This window comes from Agrobacterium sp. ST15.16.024 (assembly GCF_027956545.1).
Taxonomy (GTDB): Bacteria; Pseudomonadota; Alphaproteobacteria; order Rhizobiales; family Rhizobiaceae; genus Agrobacterium; species Agrobacterium cucumeris.
Map to the genome: position 1 here is coordinate 1,563,428 of NZ_JAQKGO010000001.1, position 24,869 is coordinate 1,588,296.

A 24,869-nucleotide genomic window follows, 5' to 3' on the forward strand; every position below is an offset into this window, starting at 1 on the left:
GCCCTCCCTAAAAATCGATGGCTGCGTAGAAGATGGCGAAAAGACCATCGACCAGAATGACGACGAAGATCGACTTCACCACCGACGAGGTGACGTGCTGGCCGAGCGATTCCGCCGAACCGCCCACCTTCATGCCTTCCACCGCCGCGACGATGCCGATGATGAGCGCCATGAACGGCGCCTTGATCATGCCCGCCGCAATGGTCGATTCCTCGACCGCGCCATGCAGGCGCGACAGGAAGACCTCGAAAGTGATGCCGGAATAAAGCAATGCCACGATGGCAGCACCGAAAAGCGCTGCGAAGTTGGCAAGAATGGTCAAGAGCGGCAACGCGATGGTGAGCGCCACCAGCCGCGGAAACACCAGCACGCCGACCGGATTGAGACCGATCACCTTCAGCGCGTCGATTTCCTCGCGCATCTTCATCGAGCCGATTTCCGCCGTGATCGCGCTGCCGGAACGGCCGGCGATCATGATCGCGGTCAAGAGAACGCCGATTTCACGCAATTGCAGAATACCGACCAGATCGACGACGAAGACCTCGGCGCCGAAATAACGCAGCTGGAACGCGCCCTGCTGGGCGATGATCGCGCCGATCAGGAACGACATCAGCATGATGATCGGCACGGCGCGCACGCCCATATGGTCGATCTGGTTGACGATCGCCGCCGGCGATACGCCACGTCCTCGCCCGAGCTTCATCTGCGCGCCGCGCACGGCGGAACCGAGAATATACATGCCCGCCAGAAAGTCCGCGCCGTTCTGAACCACGGCCTGACCGATCGGCGCGAAGATGCGCTCCACCAGCCCCGGCCTGGCGGCTGGCTCGCCCTGCATCTCCGCCTTATCGGGCAATTGACCGATGACGTCCTCGATCCGGTCGTTGCCGGTGAGCGTGACAGTCGCGCCGTTCGCCTCCAGATCCTTGCGCAGGCGCTGGATGATCCACGCACCCGTCGTGTCGATGGCTTCGACGGCGGAAAGATCGATCTCGACGGAGCCGCCGGATTTGCTCTTTTCGATCCTGTCGAGGCTTTCAAAAATTCCGGAGAGATTGCTGTTGCGCCAGGAGCCGCTCATGACATAACGCAAACCGCCGCCGGAGACGGAACCGTCTTCGGTGATTGCGGCCGGGTTCGCCTGTTGCCGTGTGTCCTGTTCTTGCATAATGCTCCGAGCGAGTGCAGCCGTCACGAGATTCTTAAAGGTTTCATAACGTTTTGGCCTCCGGCAAGCCACAGTGACGGCTGACAATTCGTGATAAATTTGGCGTCATGTGTCTTTTGTCGCCCAATCGGAAGTGAAAAAATATGCCCCGTTACCTGCAAGCCACAACAGAACGCTTCCCCGTCGCCGGCAGCTTCACCATCTCACGCGGCACCCGCACGCATGCGGATGTCGTAACGTGCATCATCCGCGAAGGTTCCTTCACCGGCAGAGGTGAATGTGTACCCTATCCACGTTATGGCGAAAGCATCGAGGGTGTTGTTGCCGATATCGAGGCCATGGCAGAGCGGATCGCCGCCGGCCTGACACGGCAGGAACTACAGCAGGCGATGCAACCCGGCGCCGCCCGCAATGCGGTGGATTGCGCGCTGTGGGACCTCGAGGCGAAGATCGGTGGCAGGAGCGCCGCAGAACAGGTTCTCGGACAGGCGGCAAAGCCGCTCGTCACCGCCTATACGATTTCGCTTGCCGACCCCGAAACCATGGCTGCGAAGACGGCGGAGAATGCAGGCCGTCCGTTGCTGAAGATCAAGACCGGCACGGCGGATGACGAAGCGCGTCTAAGGGCCGTGCGCGCCGCCGCACCCGAAGCGCGCATCATCATCGACGCCAATGAGGGTTGGAACGATTATAATATCGAATATTATCTGCGGCTTGCGGCGGAACTGAAGATATCGCTGATCGAGCAGCCGCTGCCCGCCGGCAAGGACGCCATCCTCTCCCGCATCGATCATCCGGTGCTGATCTGCGCCGATGAAAGCGTGCATTCCACCAGGGACCTCGCCGGCCTGCGCGACCGTTACGATGCGATCAACATCAAGCTCGACAAGACCGGCGGCCTCACCGAAGCGCTTGTCATGAAGGCGGAAGCCGAACGGCTCGGTTTCACCATCATGGTCGGCTGCATGCTCGGCACCTCGCTCGGCATGGCGCCCGCCGTACTGGCGGCGCAGGGCACGGCATTTGCCGATCTCGACGGGCCGCTGTTGTTGGCGCAGGATCGTGATCCGGGGCTGGTTTATGAGGGTTCGCTGGTTTATCCGGCGCGGCCGGAATTGTGGGGTTAAGTCGTGGATATTGAAGGCAGAGAAACACGATAAGGCGCGACCTCGCCGCTTGTTTCTTCTCCCCGCCGGGGAGAAGGTGGCCCGAAGGGTCGGATGAGGGGGCAACGTTAGCGGTATACGGAGAGCTTGCCCCCTCATCCCGCTGCCGCGACCTTCTCCCCGGCGGGGAGAAGAAACAAGCGGCGACCGCTCGTTATACAGGCGAGAGTCGGTGCTCCGATATGAAAGATCGCAAGTTATCCAGCCCGTCCGAAATTGCAGGGGTAAGCCCTGAAATTAAAGCCTGATGAGGCGCGAGGCCGCCGCTGGTTTCTTCTCCCCGTCGGGGAGAAGGTGGCCCGAAGGGTCGGATGAGGGGGCACCGTTGCAGGAATTCGGAGAGGTTGCCTCCTCATCCCGCTGCCGCGACCTTCTCCCCGGCGGGGAGAAGAAACCAGCGGCGTCCACTCGTCCCACACGAGCGCGCATTGATCGCAAGGAAACACCGAAGGCTAGGTATACCTTTAGCTCGCAGGCCCAATCAGGCCGCGTGCTTGCCAATCAACCCCGGAATATCCACCGGCTCCATCTCGTCCGATGCCTGACCGGCGGTGGCGTCGCTGGTCTGCATCCAGGTGATCAGCTCGAAGCTGCCATCGGCATTTTCGGCAATCGCCGTGCAGCTTTCCACCCAGTCGCCGGTGTTGATGTAGCGGATGCCGTCCATGTCTTCCATGACAGCATGGTGGATGTGCCCACAGATCACGCCGTCGACATTGTTGCGTCGCGCCTCGTCGGCCACCACGCGCTGGAATTCGCCGATGAAGTTGACGGCGTGTTTGACCTGCAGCTTGGCCCAGGCCGAGAACGACCAGTAAGGCAGGCCGATGCGGCGGCGCACGGCGGCAATGGCGATGTTGATGGCGATCGCCGCGTCATAGGCCCAGTCGCCGAGATAGGCGAGCAGGCGGGCATTGCGCACCACCACGTCGAACTCGTCGCCATGGATGACCAGATATTTCTTGCCGTCGGCCGCCTCGTGGATCATGCGCTCGGCCACTTCGATGCCGCCGAAATGCATGCCCGGGAATTCCCGCAGGAATTCATCGTGGTTGCCGGGAATATAGATGATGCGCGTGCCCTTGCGGGCCTTGCGCAGCAGCTTCTGCACCACGTCGTTGCAGCCCTGCGGCCAGTACCAGCTGCGGCGCAGGCGCCAGCCGTCGACGATGTCGCCGACCATGATGATCGTTTCGGCTTCGTGATACTTTAGGAAGTCGAGCAGGAAATCCGTCTTGGCCGCCTTGGAGCCAAGATGAACATCCGAAATGAAAAGCGTTCTGAACTGTCTGGTTTCGATTTGACCGGCCACGGATTTCATCCCCCTGTTCGGTTGCGTCCCTGCGGCTTTCTTACCTCTCAGAACCAGACTCGTGTTTCAGCAACATGACAGAGGCCGGTTTTTGTATGGAATATGACTGATGGCTTCACGAAAACGCGAATAAGCCATGCCCGTATTTGCATGAATGTGCGTCAAATAACGGCTGTACCATGGGGAAGTTTGTTGTATTCAGGGGGCCGGAATGAAACCAGATATGACGGTGGAAGAATGACCTCTCACGATAAGAACAACACGCCCGCCAACACGGCAAAGGCCGACATCGAGGAACAGGCGCTCTTTTTCCACCGCTATCCGCGCCCCGGCAAGCTGGAGATCCAGGCCACCAAGCCGCTCGGCAACCAGCGCGATCTGGCGCTCGCCTATTCGCCGGGTGTGGCCGCTCCCTGCCTCGCCATCCATGAAAATCCGGAAATGGCAGCGGATTATACAGCGCGCGCCAATCTCGTCGCCGTCATCTCCAACGGCACCGCCGTGCTCGGCCTTGGCAATATCGGCCCGCTTGCTTCCAAGCCTGTCATGGAAGGCAAGGCCGTCCTCTTCAAGAAATTCGCCGGCATCGATGTCTTCGACATCGAGATCGACGCGCCCGGCATCAATGACATGGTGTCGACCATCGCCGCGCTGGAGCCCACCTTCGGCGGCATCAACCTTGAGGACATCAAGGCGCCGGAATGTTTCGAGGTGGAACGCCAGCTGCGCGAGAAGATGAACATCCCCGTCTTCCACGATGACCAGCATGGCACCGCGATCATCGTTGCCGCCGCCGTCACCAATGCGCTGGAACTGGCCGGAAAGTCACTCTCCAGCGTCAAGATCGTCGCCTCCGGCGCCGGTGCGGCAGCCCTCGCCTGCCTCAACCTGCTGGTCGCCATGGGCGCAAAAAAGGAAAACATCTGGGTCCACGATATCGAAGGTCTGGTTTATGACGGCCGCAACGAGCTGATGGACGAGTGGAAGGAAGTCTACGCCCAGAAGACCGACAAACGCGTGCTGGCTGACTCCATCGATGGCGCCGATGTCTTCCTCGGCCTTTCGGCGGCCGGCGTGCTGAAGCCGGAACTCCTGGAGCGCATGGCGGAAAACCCGCTTATTCTTGCGCTTGCCAACCCCAATCCGGAAATCATGCCCGAAGTGGCGCGTGCGGCGCGCCCGGATGCGATGATCTGCACCGGCCGTTCGGATTTCCCGAACCAGGTCAACAACGTACTCTGCTTCCCCTATATCTTCCGCGGCGCGCTGGATTGCGGTGCGACGACCATCAACGAAGAAATGAAGATGGCCGCCGTGCAGGCCATCGCCGAGCTTGCCCGCGAGGAGGTCTCGGAAGTGGCGGCCAGAGCCTATAGCGGCGAAACCCCGGTCTTCGGCCCGACCTATCTCATCCCCTCGCCCTTCGATCCGCGCCTCATCCTGCGCATTGCGCCGGCCGTTGCCCGCGCCGCCGCCGCAAGCGGTGTCGCAGCCCGGCCGATCACCGATTTCGAAGCCTATTTCGACCAGCTGAACCGTTTCGTCTGGCGCTCCGGCTTCATCATGAAGCCGGTCTTCAATGCCGCCAAGGCCGCCGAAAAGAAGCGCATCATCTTCGCCGAAGGCGAAGATGAACGCGTGCTGCGCGCCGCCCAGGTTCTGCTGGAAGAAGGCACCGGTATCCCGATCCTCATCGGCCGCCCGCAGATTATCGAAACGCGCCTGAAGCGCTTCGGCCTGCGCATCCGCCCGCATACGGATTTCGCCGTGGTCAATCCGGAAGACGATCCGCGCTACCGTGATTATGTCGATGATTATTTCGCGCTGGTCGGCCGCGCCGGCATCAACCCGGAAGCGGCGCGTACCATCGTGCGCACCAACTCCACCGTCATCGGCGCGCTGTCGGTCAAGCGCGGCGAAGCCGATGCGCTGATCTGCGGTCTGGAAGGCCGTTATGACCGGCATCTGCGCGACGTGAACCAGATCATCGGCAAGCAGGAGAATGTGCGCTCCTTTGCCGGCCTCAGCCTGCTCATCACCCAGCAGGGCGCGCTGTTCCTCACCGATACGTTCGTGAATAACGATCCGACGTCAGAGGAAGTGGCGGAAATGGCCATTCTTGCGGCCAAGGAAATTCGCCGTTTCGGCATCACGCCGAAGATCGCGCTCGCCAGCCACTCCAATTTCGGTTCGCGCGATTCTGAAAGTGCGCGCAAGATGCGCCGCGCGCTGAAGATCGTGCAGGCGGCAGCCCCGGAGCTGGAAGTGGACGGCGAAATGCAGGGTGGCTCAGCCCTTTCGGAGGCGCTGCGCAAGCGCGCCATGCCGAACAGCGTGCTGACCGGCGAAGCGAACCTTTTGGTTTTCCCGAACCTTGACGCCGCCAACATCACGCTCGGCGTCACCCGCACGCTGACTGAAGGCCTGCATGTCGGCCCGATCCTGCTCGGTACGGCCCTGCCCGCCCACATCCTGTCGCCCAGCGTCACCTCGCGCGGCGTCGTCAACATGGCGGCCTTTGCCGTGGTCCAGGCTTCGCACCCTTCGGTGTGATACTGCGGGCGCATTAACGCAATTTTGAACAAGCTGTTGCCGCATTGCGGCAACAGCTTATGTTATCTTCCTGAAACACGGATTTCGTGAAGTATAACGCCCCTGCCACCGGCTGGGGACATTAAACGGATCGCACAATTGACCCGGCGCAGCCGCATCATCGGCCTCCTGCTTCCCCTTGTTTTCCTCGCCCCGGCCGCCGCCTTCGCGGATCAGGTCTGCGATACGCTTTATGCGCAACTGCGCGAACCACCACGTGTCATCGGCAACACGGCAGAGGTGCGGCGTTACGCCAATGCGCTCGCCCGCCAGAACATCGTCGTGCGCAAGATCAGGAACGATCTGCGCAGCTATGGCTGTTCATCCGGCAGCGTCATTGTCTACGGCAACCCCGATGCCGGCCTCTGCGCCGAGATCGGCGATGCGCTGGTGGATGCCGAGGCCGAACGTGACGCCATCATTCGTGACCGTGATGACGCGATGGCGGCTCAGCGCAGCGATGATGGCGGCATCAGGCGCCAGCGCATTCTCGCCGCACTCGACGCCAATGGCTGCAGCGCAATGCCGGAAACGGACAGGCAATCGCCGCAGGCCCCGGATGTCACCCGTTATCCCGATGCTTTCCGCCAGGGCGACCGTGAGCCGGGACGGACGGGCCTGTCGCCTTACCCCAATGCCGCCGCCGAGGGCGGACTGCGCACCCTTTGCGTACGCACCTGCGACGGCTCGTTTTTCCCGATCGCCTCCAATGCCTCGCCGCTCGATTTCCGCGCCCAGGCGGAGCAATGCCAGAAAATGTGCCCGGGCACGCAGACCGAGCTTTATTTCCACTCCATGACGGATCAGGAAACCTCCGATATGGTCTCGGCCGAAACCGGCAAACCCTACAGGGACCTGCCCACCGCCTTCGCCTATCGCAACGCGTCTACGAAAGCGCCCGGCTGCGCCTGCAACATGGCCGCCTATCACGAGGACATGCAGAAGCAGGAAGAGGCCGCCCGGCCACAGGCCGAAAAGCCCTATTCCGGCATCACCACCATCCCGTCACCGCAGGGCGACAAGCCGAAGGAACCGGCCGAACAGCAACAGGCCGCAAAACCACCGGAGCAGCCGGTTCCCGAACGCGACTATGATCCGAACGACGCAAAAGTGCGCGTCATCGGCCCGAAATTCCTGCCGGATCAGACGGGCCGCATCGACCTGAAGAACCCGGCCCTGAAGGGCATTCAACCGCAGCAATGAAATCTCTTCCGCCCGCGTAATGGGGCGAGCGCGCGCCCCTCGTTTCTTCTCCCCGAGGGGGAGAAGTCCGCGGCAGCGGGATGAGGGGGCAACGTCAGCGATATTCGGTGAGCTGGCCCCCTCATCCGACCCTTCGCGCCACCTTCTCCCCGCTCAGGGAGAAGAAAAAGCGGCAACGCTTCACTTCATCCGCAGACCGTTATCAGTGCCTTACCGCCCACCCCAGCGGTTGCGAAACACCAGCTCCTCCAGCGGCACACGCTGGCGCCAGCCTTTCACCGCCAGTTCCGGCTCGGTGTAAAGCGTATCGACGCGCCCGAGGCACAGCCAGGCGACGATTTCGATATGCTCGGGAATATCAAGAATGGTGCGAATATCGCTGTCGTGGAAAATACTGACCCAGCCGACGCCGATGCCTTCGGCGCGGGCGGCAAGCCAGAGGTTCTGGATGGCGCAGACGGTGGAATAGACATCCGTGCGCGGATTGTGGGTGCGCCCCAGCACCACCTCGCCACCGCGTGTAGGATCGCAGGTCACGCAGATGCTGAGCGGCGCCTTGCGGATGCCTTCGAGCTTGAGACTGCGATAAAGCGCCTGCTGCTCGCCCGTAAACATCGCCGCCGCCTCTTCATTGGCGCGGCTGAAGGCCACAAAGGCGGCCTGGCGCACGGCCCCATCGGTGACGAGCGTGAAATTCCACGGCTGCATGAAACCGACAGAGGGAGCCGAATGCGCCGCCTTCAGGAGACGCTCGACAAGCTCATCCGGCAGCGGATCAGGCAGGAACTGGTCGCGCACATCACGGCGCGTCTCGATGGCGCGGTAGATCGCCTCGCGCTCCGCACCGGAAAACGGCTGGGCGGTCGAAAGCGCATGGTCAAATGGATCGGTTTGCAATGGATTGCCAGCGGACGGGTCGGTCGGCATCGTTTAACCCCAACAATGCGGGCGCGCGGATGCCGAAACCATGCCGGTTTTCGCATGCACGACGCGCCTCTTCAGCAACCTGCCGCCGTCCGCGCGGTTCGGTCTATCCTGCCAGGCCGGTCTTCTGACTCGGCTTCATCCGCCCTCTTCGCCTTCCCGAATGATTTCAGTGGCCTTTTGAAAAGGGCATCCGCCTCACAGCGCTGGGCACGTTCCGGTTTCTCACCGGATTCCCGATTCTCCCGCCACAAGGGCGGGCACCTGACTGAGGAAGCTATGAGCAAGAAGGCTTGCGAATGCAAGTATCGCAAGGCCGGTGCGGCAATGTGACCTCAACGAAACCCAAAATCGCATTACGCCACTGGGAAATAACGCACATAAGCAAATTCATCACCGCCCGGCGACCAGTTGGGCGAGTTCATCGTGCCCTGCCCGCCGAAAAGCTCAAACAGCGTTTCGACATTGCCGCCATCCATATCCATCAGCCGCACCCGCACATCGAGATCACGCGGATGGTCGAAAACGTCGGCGTCATAGGAGACGAACACCACCTTGTCCCCTTTGGGAGACGGGTGCGGAAACCAGTCACCATAGGAACTATCGGTAATGCGCTCCACAGCGGAGCCATCCACCCGCACACGCCAGATCTGCATCAGCCCGGTGCGGCTGGAATTGAAATAGACCCACGCACCGTCAGGCGAATAATCCGGTCCGTCATTGCGGCCCTCGCCATGGGTCAGGCGTGTTTCGATGCCGCTCTCTCTATCCATGGAATAGATGTCGAAGACCTGATTGCGAATGCCGCAATAGGCGAAACTCTTGCCGTCCGGCGCCCAGCCATGCCAGTAGGAAGGAAGGTTCTTCGTCATCAGCCTTGGCGCGCCGCCCGCCGATGGCAGAAGATAAATGGCGCTCTTGCCGAATTCCACCTTGTCGGAAATGGCATACAGCGAACCATCAGGCGAAATGCCGTGGTCGTTGTTGCATTGCGTCGCAAAATCGGTATCGACCTTTTCCGGCGAGGTATCACCGGATGGGGACAAGCGATAGAGCAACCCCTCGCTGTTCAACAGCAGATATTTGCCATCAGGCGACCAGTTCGGCGCTTCAAACAGCTCCGGCGTCTGCCACACCACCCGCATCTGCCGGGTGCGGATGTTGAAGATTTCGATGGAACTGCGCATGCTGCCTCCCGGGGCTGTCGATAGTCTGGCTCTGATCATTGGCGGCCACAGACATTCCGTTTGCTTTCGCCGCCATGGTGATTATGATCCTATGGCCGCAGGCACCGTCCTGCAAATTCAAATCGGAAAAAACGCCAGCGTTCCGGCACCGCCCGTAACCCTTCCCGTTTCTCCCAGATCCGAGGTTCCGCGATGAATACCATCGCCGATCACGGCATCCGCTTCGGGCGGATCGCCGCAATGCTTCCTGTAAAAAATATCGAAAAGGCCCATGACTTTTATGTCGGTGTGCTGGGCTTCACAAAAACCTTCGAAAACGGCACTCCCGTCGGCTTCATGATCCTCAAACAGGGCAATGCCGAATTGCACCTGACATTGCAGCCCACCCATAAGGCAGCGCCCTTCAACGTGGCGCATATGATGGTCAGCGATGTCGATACGCTGCATGAGATTTGCAAAAGCCATGGGCTGCGCATCATCAAGGCCCTGCAGGACAAGGATTATGGCCTCAGGGCCTTCGTGTTTGAAGACCCTGACGGCAATCGCATCGATGTTGGGCAGGTTATTTGAGGTGAGTGAAGAGTGGCGCGGGGTTTTCTCCGCGCCATTCATGAACCCCCATCGTGGACCGAGCGCATGCCGCTTGTTTCTTCTCCCCGAGGGGGAGAAGGTCGCGGCAGCGGGATGAGGGGGCAAGGGTCGTGATATACGGCAATGGTGCCCCCTCATCCGACCCTTCGGGCCACCTTCTCCCCGGCGGGGAGAAGAAACTTGCCGCGCCGCCTTACAGACAATTACTCTCGATGGCACAGGACCGGCGTTAAAGGCCCCCTTCCGGAAACCGCCTTAATCACCGATCCCGAAACCGGTTGGTGATCGGATAACGCCGGTCACGCCCAAAGTTCTTCTTGGTGATCTTCACACCCGGTGCCGATTGCCGGCGCTTGTATTCGGCGAGATAGAGCAGATGCTCCACCCGGTGCACGGTCACCACATCATGGCCGCGCGCCAGAATTTCCTCGACCGACATTTCCTTCTCGACGAGGCATTCGAGAATATCGTCCAGCACCGGATAAGGCGGCAGCGAATCCTGGTCGGTCTGGTTGGGGCGCAATTCGGCCGATGGCGCCTTGGAAATGATATTGGCGGGGATGACCTCGCCGGAAGGGCCGAGCGCACCCGGCGGCACATGGGCGTTGCGCCAGCTGGAAATGGCATAGACCTGCATCTTGTAGAGGTCCTTGATGGGATTGAAACCGCCATTCATGTCGCCATAAAGCGTGGCGTAACCCACCGACATTTCCGACTTGTTGCCCGTCGTCACCACCATCGAGCCGAACTTGTTCGAGACGGCCATCAAAATGGTGCCGCGCGTGCGGCTCTGCAGGTTTTCCTCGGTAATGCCCTCTTCCGTGCCCTCGAAGAGATCGGAAAGCGCTGAAAGGAAACCTTCCACCGGCTCGACGATCGGCACGATATCATAACGGCAGCCCAGCGCTTTCGCGCAATCGGCGGCATCCTTCAGCGATTCTTCCGATGTATAACGGTAAGGCAGCATGATGCAACGCACCCGCTCCTCGCCCAGCGCGTCAACGGCAAGTGCGGCGCAGATAGCCGAATCGATGCCGCCGGAAAGGCCAAGAACCACGCTCTTGAAGCCGTTCTTGTTGACGTAGTCGCGAAAGCCCAGCATGCAGGCGCGGTAATCCGCCTCCTCACCCTCTGGTATTTTCGAAAATGGCCCGCTCTCGCAATGCCAGCCATCAGCCGTGCGTTTCCAGTCGGTAACGGCAAGTGTGGCCTCGAACTGGCTCATCTGGAAAGCAAGCGTCTTGTCGGCATTGAAGCCAAAGCTTGCACCGTCGAACACCAGCTCGTCCTGCCCGCCCAGCTGGTTGGCGAAAACCAGCGGCAGGCCGCTCTCGATCACCTGCCTGAGCGCTACCTGATGGCGCACGTCCAGCTTGCCGCGATAATAGGGCGAACCGTTCGGCACCAGCAGGATTTCCGCACCGCTTTCGGCCAGCGTCTCGCACACGCCCATGTCGTTCCAGATTTCCTCGCAGATCGGAATGCCGATCCGCACACCGCGGAAATTATAGGGGCCGGAAATCGATCCTTCGGCGAAAACCCGCTTCTCGTCGAACTCGCCATAATTGGGCAGGTCAATCTTGTCGCGCAGCGCAATGATCTTGCCGCCATCCAAAAGCGCCACCGAATTGTGCCGGCCCGTCTCGCCCTGGCGTGGAAAACCGATGACGACACCCGGTCCGCCATCGGCGGTGTCTGCCGCCAGTTCTTCCACCGCCTTCAGGCAGGCTTTCAGGAAAGCCGGCTTCAGCACCAGATCCTCAGGCGGATAGCCTGAAATGAACAGCTCGGTCAGAAGCAGAAGATCGGCGCCCTGCGTTGCCGCATCGGCCCTTGCCTCACGCGCCCTGGCGAGATTGCCCGCCACGTCGCCAACGGTGGGATTGAACTGCCCGACGGCAATCCGGAGATGGTTCTGGATATCGTGTCTGTCGCTCATGCCATTTCAATACCGCGCCCGTGGCCGCTCCGCAACGCGGCAATTGCATGCCACCGCATGGGCGATGCGCCACGGCTGCGTTCACGCTAAGGTTATCACCGCTCCAGCCATCCTCCGCAAAGTTCATGTCGCGTTCATCGCGCTTATGTGACAGTTACATGACACTTTTGCGACGCCTGATTCATCTCCCCGGATTGGGCGGACGCCTGCAATACCGGAGTATGAGTTTGAGAGATTCGGCGCCAAAAACAACGGCTTCCGAAAAGGCTGGTTTCGTCTTTTCGCCTGCATGGACAAGGAGCCTTTCGAAGCTTTCGGCCGCGGCCTATACGCTTGCCAATCTGACGGTCGCCTCCATCGTGCTCGTCGTGGCGCTGGAATGGATCGCCCGCGGTTCGCTCCATGATGTCGGTGCTTTCCTTACCTCCTCCGCCCGCCCGGGCATGACCACCATTGCCGCCGTGCTCACTCTTTTGGTCGCGCTGGATGCGATCCTTGGCCGGCGTTATCTGTCCCTCATCGCAGTTGCGCCGCTCTGCGCGCTGACCGGGCTTATTTCCGCGCAGAAACAGACCTATCTCTCCGATCCGCTTTACCCATCCGACCTGCTGTTCGGCCGCCAGATTTTCGAGCTTTTGCCCACAATGCTGAAGGCGCAACCGCTGACGGCAGTGCTGGTCGGCCTTGGCATCTGCGCCGCCATTGCCGCTCTCGTCGCGCTCTGGCTGCTGGCGCGCCGGCATTCCCCGTCATTGAGCTGGCGTGAACGCGCCGCGGGGCTTGCACTGGCGCTGCCGCTTCTTGCCGGCCTCGCCTCGCTGATGGACTATTCGCATTATTCCTGGGTCCGCGATCGCCTCAACATCATTCCGATGATGTGGGACCAGCAGGAAAATTACCGTCACAACGGCTTCCTGATGGCCTTCGCTTTCAATATTCCCATGGCCAATGTTTCGGCGCCGCAGGGTTACGGCGAAAACAGCATCGCCGACCTGACGGCGGAACCTGCCGCCTTCGCCGCCAACAAGGGCGATTATCCTGACGTCATCATGCTGATGAGCGAATCGCTGTGGGACCCGACGAGGCTTGAAAATGTGAAGCTCTCCGCCGATCCGATGCCGACCATCCGTGCCAAGCAGTCCGGCAACGTGTTTTCGCCCGAGTTCGGCGGCATGACGGCGAATGTGGAATTCGAGGCGCTGACCGGCTTTTCCAACGCCTTCCTGCCCTATGGCAGCATTCCCTATCAGCAATATATCCGCCGCCCCGTGCCCTCGCTCGCCAGCTTCTTCCGCGGTGAAGGTTATTCGGCCATCGCCATGCACCCGTTCCAGGAATGGTTCTGGAACCGCAAGCAGGTCTATCAGAATTTCGGCTTCGAGGAATTCCGCTCCGAAGAGACTTTGCCGGCCATGGAAAAACGCGGCAACTTCGCCTCTGACGATGCGCTGATGGACGAGATCATGGCGACGGCCGACAAGGCGCAGAACCCGCTCTTCCTCTTCGCCGTCACCCTGCAGGGACATGGGCCTTACGAGGCGACCCGTTACGCCGAAAACACCATCAGCGTCGAAGGCGATCTCTCCGCATCGGCCTCGCAGGCGCTCTCCACCTATTCGCAAGGCGTCGTGGAAGCGGATGATGCGCTTTTGAAAATGATGCGCTGGGCGAAGAAGCGCGACCGCGAAACCATCATCGTCCTCTTTGGCGATCACCTGCCGCCGCTTGGCCAGGCCTTCGTGGAAAGCGGTTATATGCCGGGCATGGTGGCCAGCCGCCGTGCACCACTTGACGTGATGAAGAAGGAACATGAGACGCCGCTCGTTGTCTGGTCCTCGAAAAAGGGCGTGCGCAAGAATATCGGCACCATCAGCCCGGCGCTTCTGCCCTATCACGTGCTGAAGACCGCCGGCTTCTCCGATCCCTTCTACACCGGCACGCTCGGCGAGGTGCAGCAGGCCTTTTCCGTCATCGACCGGCATATGCTGGTGGCAACCGATGGCAAGGCCCTGCCCGACTGGTCTATCGCCCCGAACGCCGTTCCCGACGTGGTGCGCGATTACCGCCTGCTGCAGTTCGACATGATGTTCGGTGCCCAATATGGCCGCGAGCGCTTCTTCCCCGGTTTCAACTGGCTGCACGAGGGCGCGCCGGCCGTCTGATGATGTGTGGCGGGGACGCCTGAACCGCATGGCGGAGGAAATCGTTTGAATTCCGCCGCCATGCGGGTTTATCTCGCACGGAGCGCAGGCATCTCATCAAAACCGGAGACACACCGTGTCAGATATCTCCGACTACATCACGTCGCATTTCAAACGTTCCTCCCGCGAAATTGGTGAGGTGGAGCGCCGCATTCTGGAACTGTCGCACCAGAAGAAGCTGGTTTCGAGCGACATCAATGCGGAATTTTCCGCCGGCGCCAGTCTCGGCGACAGGCTGGCCGACAATATCGCCAAGATCGGCGGTTCCTGGGGTTTCATCCTCGGCTTCTGTTTTTTCCTGATCTTCTGGGCGATCATCAACACCATAATACTGACAACAGGCGCCTTCGACCCCTACCCGTTCATCTTCCTCAACCTGCTGCTTTCCATGCTGGCCGCCATTCAGGCGCCGATCATCATGATGTCGCAGAACCGCCAGGCCGCCCGCGATCGTTTCGAAGCCGCCAAGGATTACGAAGTGAACCTGAAGGCCGAGCTGGAAGTGCTGTCGCTGCATGAGAAGATCGACGTCAAGGTGCTGGCCGAGCTTGCGGCGCTGAGACAGGACCTCGCCGCACTCCACCACCACGTCACCCGCAAGGACGGCTGATACCGGCAAAAATTCATCCCCGCTTTTCCCCGCCCTGCCGCGTGCTGTTATCCTGCATGCAGTCCTGTCGGGTGGAAGCCAGACGTGGTAAAAACCAAGGGACGGTTCTGATGGGAACGGTGGCGCGTTCGTGACGACAGAACCATTTCGCAAAGTGCGGTGCACAGCCCTTTGCGAGATACGGCGCTCTGGAATGGCCCGGCTGCGCACCGCATCCGACCCACACCAACCTCAATCTAAAGCGCAGCCGGGCAATCGCCCGAAGTGCTCCCGCTATCCCGTCCGGCAACGCCGTGCGGGATGAAGGTGTTGGGGTTTTAAGGCATTTCCATTCACAGCGGACCGAAGAGCGTGGGGCTCACCCCCCTCTACCCTGCCGGGCATCTCCCCCACAAGGGGGGAGATCGATCTGCGGCACTGTCTCGCCCATCTCGTTGTGTGAAAATGAAGTGGTGGTAGCACCTCTTGCCGATCTCCCCCCTTGTGGGGGAGATGCCCGGCAGGGCAGAGGGGGGTAAACGCCACGCGCCTACGACCGCTATGAACGAACAACCTCCCGAAAATTCACCCCCAGTTACGAATCCGTCAGAATCTTGCGCTACAGATTGACGCAGGCGTTTGTTGCATTGCACTCTTGCGGGCAAGGCTGACGGGGGAATCACTCCCCATCGTCAAAATGGCATCACGACCATTTCGCGACGACGCCGTGCCGGATGCGACATCCGGTTATCGCAATGCATTCTGTTCCGGGGTTTTTCATGCACCAGTTCGATCTGATTGTTGTCGGCAGCGGTCCGGCGGGAAGACGGGCCGCCATTCAGGCCGCCAAGCTCGAAAAGAAGGTTCTGGTCATCGAGAAAGGCAGCCGCGTCGGCGGCGTTTCCGTACATACCGGCACCATTCCTTCCAAGACCCTGCGCGAAACCGCGCTCAACCTTACCGGCTGGCGTGAGCGCGGTTTTTACGGCCGCTCCTACCGCGTCAAGCAGGAGATCGACGCCGACGATCTGCGCCGCCGCCTGCTCATTACGCTGGATCACGAAGTCGAGGTGCTGGAACACCAGTTTGCCCGCAACCGCGTGCAGCACATTCGCGGCACGGCAAGCTTCGTTGACGCCAACACCATGAAAGTGGTGAAGAACGACGGCGAGATCATGAATGTCACCGGCACCTCCATCCTGCTGACCATCGGCACCCGGCCCTACCGGCCGCCGCACATTCCCTTCGACGGCCAGGCGGTGCTCGATTCGGATGAGATTCTCGAAATCAAGGAACTGCCGCGCTCCATGGTCGTGGTTGGCGCCGGCGTCATCGGCATCGAATATGCGACGATCTTCAGCGCGCTCGACACGCAGGTGACGGTGGTGGAGCCACGCGAGACCATGCTGGAATTCATCGACAAGGAAATCGTCGAGGACTTCACCTATCAGCTGCGCGATCGCAACATGAAGCTGATCTTCGGCCAGAAGGCGGAAAAGGTGGAACGCGACGAGAGCGGCAAATGCCTCGTTTCGCTCGGCAATGGCCGCGTCCTCAAGACCGAGACGGTGCTGTTTGCCGCCGGCCGTGTCGGCGCCACCGATACGCTCAACCTTTCGGCCTGCGGGCTGGAAGCCGACAGCCGTGGCCGCCTGAAGGTCGATCCCGAAACCTTCCAGACCTCGGTGCCGAACATTTACGCTGCCGGCGATATCATCGGTTTCCCCAGCCTTGCCTCCACGTCAATGGAACAGGGCCGCATCGCCGCCCGCCATGCCGTCGGCGCACCGGCCGGCGAACCGCCGCAATTCTTCCCCTATGGCATCTATGCGGTGCCGGAAATCTCCACCTGCGGGCTGACGGAAGAAGAAGTCATTGAACGCGGCATTCCCTATGAATGCGGCATCGCCCATTTCCGCGAGACCTCCCGCGGCCATATCATGGGCCTCGACAGCGGGCTCTTGAAGATGATCTTCTCGCTGAAAACCCGCCGCCTGCTGGGCGTCCACATCGTTGGCGAAGGTGCAACCGAACTGGTGCATATCGGCCAGGCGGTGCTGAACCTCAAAGGCACGGTGGAATATTTCGTGGAGAATACGTTCAATTACCCCACACTGGCTGAGGCCTACAAGATTGCCGGGCTGGATGCTTGGAACCGCATGGGTGAGATCAAGAAGGATTGATCGACGGATTTTCGAAGGGGTGCGAAGCTGCCGAGAGGCATGGCAGGTTGCATTGCGCGCTTGTGGCAAGGTCGTAGCATCCCCACTCCGTCACCCCGGACTTGTGTGGACGATTTGTGGTTTACTTGATGCATCGGCCGGGATGCGCATCCCGGCCGATGCAGGCAGGAGGCCGTATTTCCGGACTGGTTTAAACAGCCGAGATCTAGCAAGGCCCTGCCTGCTCCCTTTGACCCCGAACGGTTGAACGGGCTTTCGCCCGCACCACAAGACTGGGAGCAAGGCCATGATACAGGAACTTTCCGTCGTCGGCATCGACGTTTCCAAAGCCCGTTTCGATGTCTGCGTCTATCCTGCGGGCAAAGAGTGGAGTACAGGCAGTTCGCCGGTCCAGATCGCCGCTCTCGTCCAGCGCATTCAGGCGCTCGGACCGGTCGTCGTCGGGCTGGAGGCGTCTGGCGGTTATGAGCGCAGGCTGGCCGACAGCCTGCATGCGGCAGGCCTGAAGGTTTATATCCTGCCGCCCGCAAGGGTTCGCAACTTTGCCAAAGCCATGGGGCAGCTGGCAAAGACCGACAGGATCGATGCTGCGATGATCGCCCGCTATCTGGCGACGGCAAGCGATCGTCTTGTCCCTTATTGCGGGCCGGATCTCGCCCGCGACCGCCTGAGCGCGCTCGCCACCCATCGGCGCAGGCTGGTCACCGAAAAGAGTGGCCTGACAAGCCAGCTCGATACCATCGAAGAGCCGCTGGTGCGCGATATGCTGGAGACGCGCCTGGGCGTCATCGCCGCAAATATCGCCACCCTCGACCGCGCCATGCGCGATCTGCTCAAGGCGACGCCCAGCCTGCGAAAGCGTCACGACAGGCTGTGCGAGGTCACTGGCGTCGGCCCGGTACTGGCAACGGCGCTCATTGCCGATCTACCTGAACTCGGCGCCGTCTCGTCAAAGGTCATCGCCGCTCTCCTGGGTGTCGCTCCCCATGCGCGCCAGTCCGGCATGTCGAACCGCAGGGGCAAATGCTCTGGAGGACGCAAGCATCTGCGCGACATCGCCTATATGGCAGCCCTCAGCGCCATCAAGATCAGAGACCCAGTGCTCGGCGCTTTTTACAAGCGCCTGCGCAGCAACGGAAAACCCTTCAAGATTGCCATCGTCGCAACAATCCGAAAGCTCCTCACCATCCTCAATGCCATCGCAAGAACGGACACAGCATTCGCATGAGCGTCCACGGTTGCTTGATCCGGGGTCCAGCCAACCCAAGTCCTTGGGTCGAAAAGCCTCTTCCCGCTGCAGAGATAGCAGACTTCTCCGTCGTCATCCTCGGGCTTGACCCGAGGATCCACAAACCGGCGCACCATGGATCCTCGGGTCAAGCCCGAGGATGACGCCGAGTTTTCAGCCACCCCACTATGGGTGGAACCGCACTCACCAGCGAATACTGTACCGCGCACTCACGCCGGGCCGGAAATGATCCGCATAGCCCTGATCCAGCGTCCCCCGCACCGTCAGATTATCGCCGATCTTCTGCTCCACAGCCACGCCGCTGCTGAACTCATTGAAACTGTTGCGGCTGGCCCCCGTCAGCACAAAAGCGGTGCCGGTCTCGGAGCGGGAAAGCCGCAATGACTGCGAGACGTCGAGGCCGTTCCATTGCTGCGCCGTGCCATCATAACGCACGGTGAAATTGCGGTTCGCCTCGATGTCCAGTTCCGGCGTGACGATACGCTTCTGCTGCGAAGTCACGGAAACGCTGCTCGATCCCGTCAGCGCGTTGAACAGCACACCGACATCGCGGGCAAGCGAAACACCGGGCAGCTGTTCGGCAAGCAGCGTGACATTGCCCCACACCCGCACCGGCGTATCCACCACCTGCCCCGTCTTTGAAGCACTCATGCCCATTTCCAGCCCCGCCCGGATCGGCGTATCGACCGGCAGCTTCGCGCCGATGCGCGCCGTATAAGAACGGTCGGAATTCTTGACCGGCTTCCAGATCAGCCCGGCCTCATCGGCAAGAGCTGATGTTGAAACCCCCACCAACGCCATAAGCGGCAGACCGAAGATGAAAATGGATGTGCGTGATAGCATATCTTGTTCCCAAGCCATTTAAGGGCATGCCGGGAGACCCGGTCATGCACGGTAAAAGTCGAGTCCAACGAGATTGTCGGCGACGAAGGCCACCCATCAGGATGACCCGCTTTCCCAGAATGGCAACACGAAGCAGCCGGGAAATCATGTTGGCTATTGTGCCAGATGAACGGGAGATGAACAAGCGCATATGCAGCAAATTATGTGCAGTGCGATGAAGATGGGATCAGCACTACCTCTCATGGCCTCATTTCGCCAATTGCGGTCATACCATTGGAACCTGGTGTCACACCACAAACCCACCGAACTGATTCTGGTAAGCCGTTGGACTTACGCCCGTTCGTTTTCGGAAGTGGTGCCTGAAGGTATCAGACGATCCAATCCCTACGGCTGCTGCGATCTCATCGATGCTGTGACGTCGCGCGATTAGGAGAGATTTGGCCACCTCAATCCTTTCACCAACAAGCCATTCACCAGGTGGCCCACCCGTTGCTTCGGTAAAGCGGCGGACGAAGGTCCGCAAGCTCATTCCGCATTCGGATGCCATTTGTTCTAATGTCCATGGCCTACAAAGGTGAGCGCGCATCTTATCCAAGAGTGGAGCGACGGCTGACTGGTGCGCAGCCGGAACGGGGCGCTCCAGAAATTGGGCCTGTCCGCCCTTACGATGGGCGGGCATCACAAGCCGCCGTGCAACCGAGTTTGCAGCCTCAGCGCCGTAGTCCTGACGAACGATCTCGATTAAGAGATCAATTCCTGCCGCGCTTCCGGCCGATGTGTAGATGCGCTCGTGAGAGCGATAAAGTGACACTTCGTCCACGAGAACTGCCGCGTGGCGGGACCGGAGAGCGTCGGCATAGCGCCAATGCGTGGTCGCGGTCGCGCCATCGAGAAGGCCTGTGGCTGCAAGCACAAACGCGCCAGAACAGATCGATGCCAATCGTGCTCCACGCTCATGCGCCTTGCGGAGCAGATTGATGAGGTTCTGCGGAACCGCCTCGTCTATGCCTCTCCATCCAGGCACTACGACGATGTCGGCCTTGTCGATTAACTCAGGCCCACAATCAGGTGTCAACAGGAACCCGCCATGAGCGCGAAGCGGTCCCTCTTCGACTGCGCAGCTCGCAAACCTGTACCAGGTATCCCCCATCTCAGGCCGAGGAAGCCCAAATATCTCGGCGACGATACCGAACTCGAAGGTGCAGAGACCATCATAGAGAACAGCGACAACTAGGGGACCATTTAAGTTTGGCATGATATGCCCGTATAATGTCATACACGCCAATTGCAAGCACAAACACCCTTGAGTGAAAATGAGGCTCACACGTCAAGGAGCCGAAAATGTCTAACGCCGTCATTTCCATCCCCGCCGCCCCCAGCGACATTGCTCGCGAACATTTTGCCGCTGAATTCACGTTCGAGACGGATTGCTGGGACGTTCATGCTGCACTCGCAGAAGAGCAAGGTTTCGTCCTTCTGGACGTGCGCGGGCCAGCAATGTTTGCCGAGGGGCATGTACCTGGAGCTGTTCATCTGCCCCATGGCAAGATGACCCGCGCCAAAATGGACCGCTGGCCAGCCGACACTCTCTTCGTGACCTATTGCGCAGGTCCTCACTGTAATGGAGCGGCGCGTGGAGCACTCCGCCTTGCCGAACTCGGCCGCCCGGTAAAAATCATGGCAGGCGGCATCACTGGCTGGATTGATGAAGGCTTCGAACTCGCCAAAGGTCCTGAAGCGTGAATTACACGATCCAGACGCCCACCCCGTCCGACACTTCGGCTCTATACCGATTGATCAAGGAGCACGCAGCGTTCGAGAAAAGCGTCGCATCTCTGACAGAGATCGACCTCGGCTTACTCCAGTGTCAGCATGAAGCCATTCGGTTCCTTGTTGCGGCCGAGGGGCAAACGCTCCTCGGCTATGCAGCGTTGACTTTCGATTGGTCAGTCTGGCGAGCGCAACGTTATGCTCATCTGGATTGCCTGTTCGTCTCCGAACTCAATCGCGGAGGAGGCATCGGTAGGCGACTGTTTGCTGCAGCAAAAATCCTTGCAATGCAGGAAGGCGTCGATCGAATGGAATGGCAGACTCCTGTCTGGAACGAGCAAGCTGTTCGTTTTTACCGTCGAGAGGGAGCGGATTACCAGAACAAGTCGCGCTTCATCATAACATTTGAACAGTGGCCTGGCGGTTCACGGATCGCCAAATGATGCTATTCAGCGGACTTTGGATGACCGCTTCGGGCCAAAACCCGACACCCTCCCCAGCCCAAACAAAAAAGGCCGCAGCTTTCGCCACGGCCCCTTGTTCAATCAGCTTACACTGAAGAAGATTATTCGGCGTCGCCTTCAGCGACCTTCTTCTTGGCCGGAGCCTTCTTCTTCGGAGCGGCTTCTTCGCCTTCAGCGGCGTCGTCAGCCTTGGCAGCAGCCTTTTTCTTGGCCGGGGCCTTCTTCTTGGTTTCCGTTGCTTCTTCGGCGTCGTCAGCCAGCAGCTCTTCCTTGGAAACGGTCTTGTCCGTTACCGAGATTTCGGAGAGCAGCTTGTCGATGACCTTTTCTTCGAAGATCGGAGCGCGCAGCGAAGCGGAAGCGCCGGGCGTGTTGCGGAAGAAATCGAGGATTTCCTTCTGCTGGCCGGGGAACTGCTGCAGCTGCTGGAACAGCGCGCGCTGCATTTCTTCTTCGGTCACTTCAACGCCGGCCTTTTCGCCGATTTCGGAGAGAACGAGGCCGAGACGGACGCGGCGTTCAGCAAGCTTGCGATATTCTTCGCGGGCTTCTTCTTCGGTCGTGTCTTCGTCAGCGAAGGTCTTGCCGGACTGGGCGAGATCGGTGTTGATCTGGCGCCAGATGTTGTCGAACTCGGCGTCAACCAGGCCAGCCGGCGTGTCGAACTTGTACATTTCGTCCAGCTGGTCGAGGATCTGACGCTTGACCTTCTGGCGGGTGATGTTGCCGTACTGGCTTTCGATCTGACCCTTGACGATTTCCTTCAGCTTTTCAGCCGATTCGAGACCGAGCTTTTCAGCCAGTTCATCGTTGATTTCAACGGCAGCAGCAGCGGCAACTTCCTTGACGGTGATGTCGAAGTTGGCTTCCTTGCCGGCAAGGTTTGCAGCCGGGTAGTCAGCCGGGAAGGTCACGGTGATGGTCTTTTCATCGCCAGCCTTGACGCCGACCAGCTGGTCTTCGAAGCCGGGGATGAAGCGGCCCGAACCGAGAACCAGTTCAGCATCTTCAGCAGCGCCGCCGTCGAAGGCAACGCCGTCAACCTTGCCGAGATAGTTCATGGTGACGCGGTCGCCATCGGCAGCCTTGCCCTTCTTGGCCTCGAAGGTGCGGGCGCTCTCAGCGATCTTCAGGATCTGCTCGTTGATTTCGTCTTCGGAGACTTCAACAACTTCGCGGGTAACCTTGATACCGTCATTGGCCTTCAGTTCGATGGCCGGAATGATTTCATAGGCAACGGTGAATTCGAAATCGGATTCAGCCGACAGAATCTTTTCGGCTTCCTGCTCGTCTTCGGTCATGGAGATGGCCGGCTGGGTAGCAGACTTCTCGCCGCGGCTGGAAAGGATTTCGGTCGGCTTTTCACGAACCAGCTCGTTGACGAGGTCGGCCATGATGGACTTGCCATACATCTTCTTCAGGTGGCCCATCGGCACTTTGCCAGGACGGAAGCCGTTGATGCGAACCTTGTCCTTGGCGTCAACCAGGCGCTCGTCCAGACGGGCCTTCATGTCGGCGGCCGGAATAACGACCTTGAGTTCGCGCTTCAGCCCTTCAGCGAGCGTTTCGATAACCTGCATTTTCCTAACCTTCACATCATGGCGGCGGTGCTCAGACAGCCGTTGGTTTACTTTCGAGCACTGCGCCGGAAACATCGTTCCCCGGCCGTGGCTTCCCTTATTTCTTTACACAAGCGCCTGCCGGGCAACATTGCGCCCGCGCCGGAGACAAAGGTGCAAAGGGGATGATGAACCCCGAAGCTCCCCGCATCTTATAAAGATGCACTCTGGCGCAAGCGTGGCACAGCCATGCTTTGCTTGTGGTGCGGGTAGAGAGACTCGAACTCCCACGCCGAAGCGTTGGTACCTAAAACCAATGCGTCTACCAATTCCGCCATACCCGCACGTTGGGCGGCGGTATGTCACAATGTTCAGAAAGGGTCAAGCACGCCGTTCCCCTTGCCTCCGGTTTCATCAGGACTTTTCTTGGCTCCGCTCCAAGGGCGCGGATGAGTATTCCTCTTTCGCCATTTGCCATCGGCAATAAGGGAGTGTGATGGAGCAACGAAGGCAGCACCGGTCCCGGACTAAAACGCTTGTGTCCAGAGCCTCAGCCCGCCCGCCGCCCCTGCCCCGCAGCGACACTTATGCAGGCAGAAAATGCGCACATCATTTATGCGGCTACATTGACATTATATATAGCATCGCCGCCAACCCCCATAGCCGGGTCACCATCAGCCGATGAGATTCGTCGCCCCTGCCCTGCACCTGCCTCTTCACGCATGGCCGGCCCTGCCGCACGGCTGCACATCTTCCGGCCATCTGGCGTCACCAAAAGCACATAAATTGGTCACAAATCATGCATGAATCGCCGCAATCGGGCTCATTAACCGGCTTGTCGTGCATTGGGTGCATAGGTGACATCTTGCTTTGTCTGTTTTTGTTTTGATTAAACCGATTATATTCATGGTCATACAGAGATCAGTTCAGCCCCGGACCCAAAGCCTCCCAAGACTGGCCGCGCGGACTGAACAGCACGAAGAGGAAAATGACCATGAACATCACCCGCTCGCTGACCAACTGGCGCAAGTATCGTCAGACCGTAACCGAACTTGGCCGCATGACCGACCGCGAACTGAGTGACCTCGGCATTGGCCGTCAGGACATCCGCCGCGTCGCCCGCACCGCTGTCGGCATCTAACAGAGACGCGCCGCCGCGCAAACGCGGCGGATGCGAGACGACCCTCCCAAAAAGGCCTGAGGCTCCCGCCTCTGGCCTTTTTTTTCGTTTTGGGCACTTCTGACGGCGTAAGCGGCTCTCTCCTGCATATGCGAATAGCAGCGGATGAAAAAATCGCCCCCATTCCCTATGCCCGCACAATGCTTGGGCAAGGCTAAGGCCACTTCCGCTCTACTAAACCTCCCCAAAATGCCTCTTCATCGCCGCAACAGGTCGCCAGACCCATCCAAACCGCCCGAAACACAGGCATTTCCGCTTATATTTTGCTCAGATGATATTCAGAGCCGCAAATTTAGCCGACATAGTGCACAAATGCATGGCAGTAGCCTAAATTCTGCACTGCACAACATGGCTTAATGTCTATATATAAACCTCAACAGCCGAGAGCACAGAGAAACACTGAGCCGGCAGACGAAATAAACAGAGATAGATTGAGGAAACGACCATGAACCCTATCCGCATTGCAAAGAACTGGATCTCCTACCGCCGCACGATCAACGAACTCGGCAGCCTCTCCAACCAGGCTCTGAGCGACATCGGTCTGACCCGTTACGACATCCGTAACGTAGCAGCCCGTTCGTTCCGCTAAGGCGTAAACGATCGTCCCGCTGCCCGACCTCCAGGGCGCGACGATCGAGCGACAGGTAAAGAAAGCGGCGCCTCTGGCGCCGTTTTTGATTCTGGCAGTCGGCTGGCACTTGGCATCGCTGCAAACATAACAGAGGTTCGCCCCTTCCCTGCGTGCCGCC

General features: G+C 59.8%; 20 protein-coding genes, 1 tRNA gene and 1 riboswitch. Of the genes, 12 read left to right on the plus strand and 9 right to left on the minus strand.

What is annotated here, in order from left to right; all coding sequences use genetic code 11:
• Positions 1–7 precede the first annotated feature (7 nt).
• Complete coding sequence (locus PL640_RS07675; RefSeq protein ID WP_271361298.1) at positions 8–1,168, minus strand: ABC transporter permease; 1,161 nt, start codon at positions 1,166–1,168, stop codon at positions 8–10.
• A 143-nt stretch (positions 1,169–1,311) separates the two neighbouring features.
• On the opposite strand from PL640_RS07675, the gene dgcA reads away from it, so the two are divergent.
• On the plus strand, positions 1,312–2,295 hold the full coding sequence (gene dgcA / locus PL640_RS07680; protein ID WP_271361299.1) for an N-acetyl-D-Glu racemase DgcA: 984 nt from the start codon (positions 1,312–1,314) through the stop codon (positions 2,293–2,295).
• A gap of 520 nt (positions 2,296–2,815) precedes the next feature.
• Here the strand turns inward: dgcA and PL640_RS07685 are convergent.
• Positions 2,816–3,655, minus strand: coding sequence for a UDP-2,3-diacylglucosamine diphosphatase (locus PL640_RS07685; protein WP_046798379.1), 840 nt, complete (start codon positions 3,653–3,655; stop codon positions 2,816–2,818).
• A gap of 228 nt (positions 3,656–3,883) precedes the next feature.
• Between PL640_RS07685 and PL640_RS07690 the strand changes: the two genes are divergently transcribed.
• Complete coding sequence (locus tag PL640_RS07690) at positions 3,884–6,199, plus strand: NADP-dependent malic enzyme (RefSeq protein ID WP_142839854.1); 2,316 nt, start codon at positions 3,884–3,886, stop codon at positions 6,197–6,199.
• 138 nt (positions 6,200–6,337) lie between these two features.
• Entirely contained in the window at positions 6,338–7,441 is a 1,104-nt protein-coding gene (locus PL640_RS07695; RefSeq protein WP_271361300.1) for a DUF2865 domain-containing protein, read from the plus strand.
• A gap of 210 nt (positions 7,442–7,651) precedes the next feature.
• Here PL640_RS07695 and bluB read toward each other — a convergent pair whose 3' ends face one another.
• Together bluB and PL640_RS07705 are read right to left on the minus strand one after the other, a co-directional pair.
• Positions 7,652–8,368, minus strand: a complete 717-nt coding sequence (gene bluB, locus PL640_RS07700; protein ID WP_271361301.1) for a 5,6-dimethylbenzimidazole synthase — start codon at positions 8,366–8,368, stop codon at positions 7,652–7,654.
• A gap of 97 nt (positions 8,369–8,465) precedes the next feature.
• Positions 8,466–8,648: riboswitch (cobalamin riboswitch) on the minus strand.
• Positions 8,649–8,721: 73 nt separating this feature from the next.
• Entirely contained in the window at positions 8,722–9,552 is an 831-nt protein-coding gene (locus PL640_RS07705) for a TolB family protein (RefSeq protein WP_271361302.1), read from the minus strand.
• 192 nt (positions 9,553–9,744) lie between these two features.
• Here PL640_RS07705 and PL640_RS07710 point away from each other — a divergent pair, with 192 nt between their 5' ends.
• Positions 9,745–10,122: a glyoxalase superfamily protein gene (locus PL640_RS07710; RefSeq protein WP_142839856.1), complete on the plus strand. Its 378-nt coding sequence runs from the start codon at positions 9,745–9,747 to the stop codon at positions 10,120–10,122.
• A gap of 280 nt (positions 10,123–10,402) precedes the next feature.
• Here the strand turns inward: PL640_RS07710 and PL640_RS07715 are convergent, their stop codons facing one another.
• The gene (locus tag PL640_RS07715) at positions 10,403–12,082 is read right to left on the minus strand and encodes an NAD+ synthase (RefSeq protein WP_271361304.1); all 1,680 of its coding nucleotides are present in this window, start codon (positions 12,080–12,082) and stop codon (positions 10,403–10,405) included.
• A 221-nt stretch (positions 12,083–12,303) separates the two neighbouring features.
• On the opposite strand from PL640_RS07715, the gene PL640_RS07720 reads away from it, so the two are divergent.
• The 4 genes from PL640_RS07720 to PL640_RS07735 all read left to right on the plus strand — a co-directional run bounded on the left by PL640_RS07720 (position 12,304) and on the right by PL640_RS07735 (position 18,283).
• A complete protein-coding gene (locus PL640_RS07720; RefSeq protein ID WP_271361306.1) occupies positions 12,304–14,244 on the plus strand; it encodes an LTA synthase family protein in 1,941 nt (646 codons plus the stop codon).
• A 115-nt stretch (positions 14,245–14,359) separates the two neighbouring features.
• Entirely contained in the window at positions 14,360–14,893 is a 534-nt protein-coding gene (locus PL640_RS07725) for a DUF1003 domain-containing protein (protein WP_269699672.1), read from the plus strand.
• A 758-nt stretch (positions 14,894–15,651) separates the two neighbouring features.
• Positions 15,652–17,055 (plus strand): Si-specific NAD(P)(+) transhydrogenase, encoded by a 1,404-nt coding sequence (gene sthA, locus PL640_RS07730; RefSeq protein ID WP_142839859.1) that lies wholly within the window; start codon positions 15,652–15,654, stop codon positions 17,053–17,055.
• A 286-nt stretch (positions 17,056–17,341) separates the two neighbouring features.
• A complete protein-coding gene (locus tag PL640_RS07735) occupies positions 17,342–18,283 on the plus strand; it encodes an IS110 family transposase (RefSeq protein ID WP_271361308.1) in 942 nt (313 codons plus the stop codon).
• A gap of 204 nt (positions 18,284–18,487) precedes the next feature.
• Here PL640_RS07735 and PL640_RS07740 read toward each other — a convergent pair whose 3' ends face one another.
• Positions 18,488–19,105 (minus strand): hypothetical protein, encoded by a 618-nt coding sequence (locus PL640_RS07740; RefSeq protein ID WP_309578172.1) that lies wholly within the window; start codon positions 19,103–19,105, stop codon positions 18,488–18,490.
• Positions 19,106–19,433: 328 nt separating this feature from the next.
• Positions 19,434–20,402 carry a transcriptional regulator FtrA gene (gene ftrA / locus PL640_RS07745; protein ID WP_271361311.1) on the minus strand — a complete coding sequence of 323 codons (969 nt, stop codon included), beginning with the start codon at positions 20,400–20,402 and terminating at the stop codon, positions 19,434–19,436.
• Between the two features lie 86 nt (positions 20,403–20,488).
• Between ftrA and PL640_RS07750 the strand changes: the two genes are divergently transcribed.
• Positions 20,489–20,890 (plus strand): rhodanese-like domain-containing protein, encoded by a 402-nt coding sequence (locus PL640_RS07750; RefSeq protein ID WP_142839898.1) that lies wholly within the window; start codon positions 20,489–20,491, stop codon positions 20,888–20,890.
• Entirely contained in the window at positions 20,887–21,360 is a 474-nt protein-coding gene (locus PL640_RS07755) for a GNAT family N-acetyltransferase (protein WP_271361312.1), read from the plus strand. The genes PL640_RS07750 and PL640_RS07755 overlap by 4 nt, the downstream gene beginning before the upstream one ends.
• Positions 21,361–21,482: 122 nt before the next feature.
• On the opposite strand, the gene tig is transcribed toward PL640_RS07755, so the two are convergent.
• Positions 21,483–22,961, minus strand: a complete 1,479-nt coding sequence (gene tig / locus PL640_RS07760; protein ID WP_271361313.1) for a trigger factor — start codon at positions 22,959–22,961, stop codon at positions 21,483–21,485.
• 240 nt (positions 22,962–23,201) lie between these two features.
• Positions 23,202–23,284 (minus strand) — tRNA-Leu (locus PL640_RS07765).
• A 650-nt stretch (positions 23,285–23,934) separates the two neighbouring features.
• Here PL640_RS07765 and PL640_RS07770 point away from each other — a divergent pair.
• Positions 23,935–24,081, plus strand: coding sequence for a DUF1127 domain-containing protein (locus tag PL640_RS07770; protein ID WP_013636249.1), 147 nt, complete (start codon positions 23,935–23,937; stop codon positions 24,079–24,081).
• 484 nt (positions 24,082–24,565) lie between these two features.
• Positions 24,566–24,709, plus strand: coding sequence for a DUF1127 domain-containing protein (locus PL640_RS07775; protein ID WP_003495735.1), 144 nt, complete (start codon positions 24,566–24,568; stop codon positions 24,707–24,709).
• The last annotated feature ends 160 nt before the right edge of the window (positions 24,710–24,869 follow it).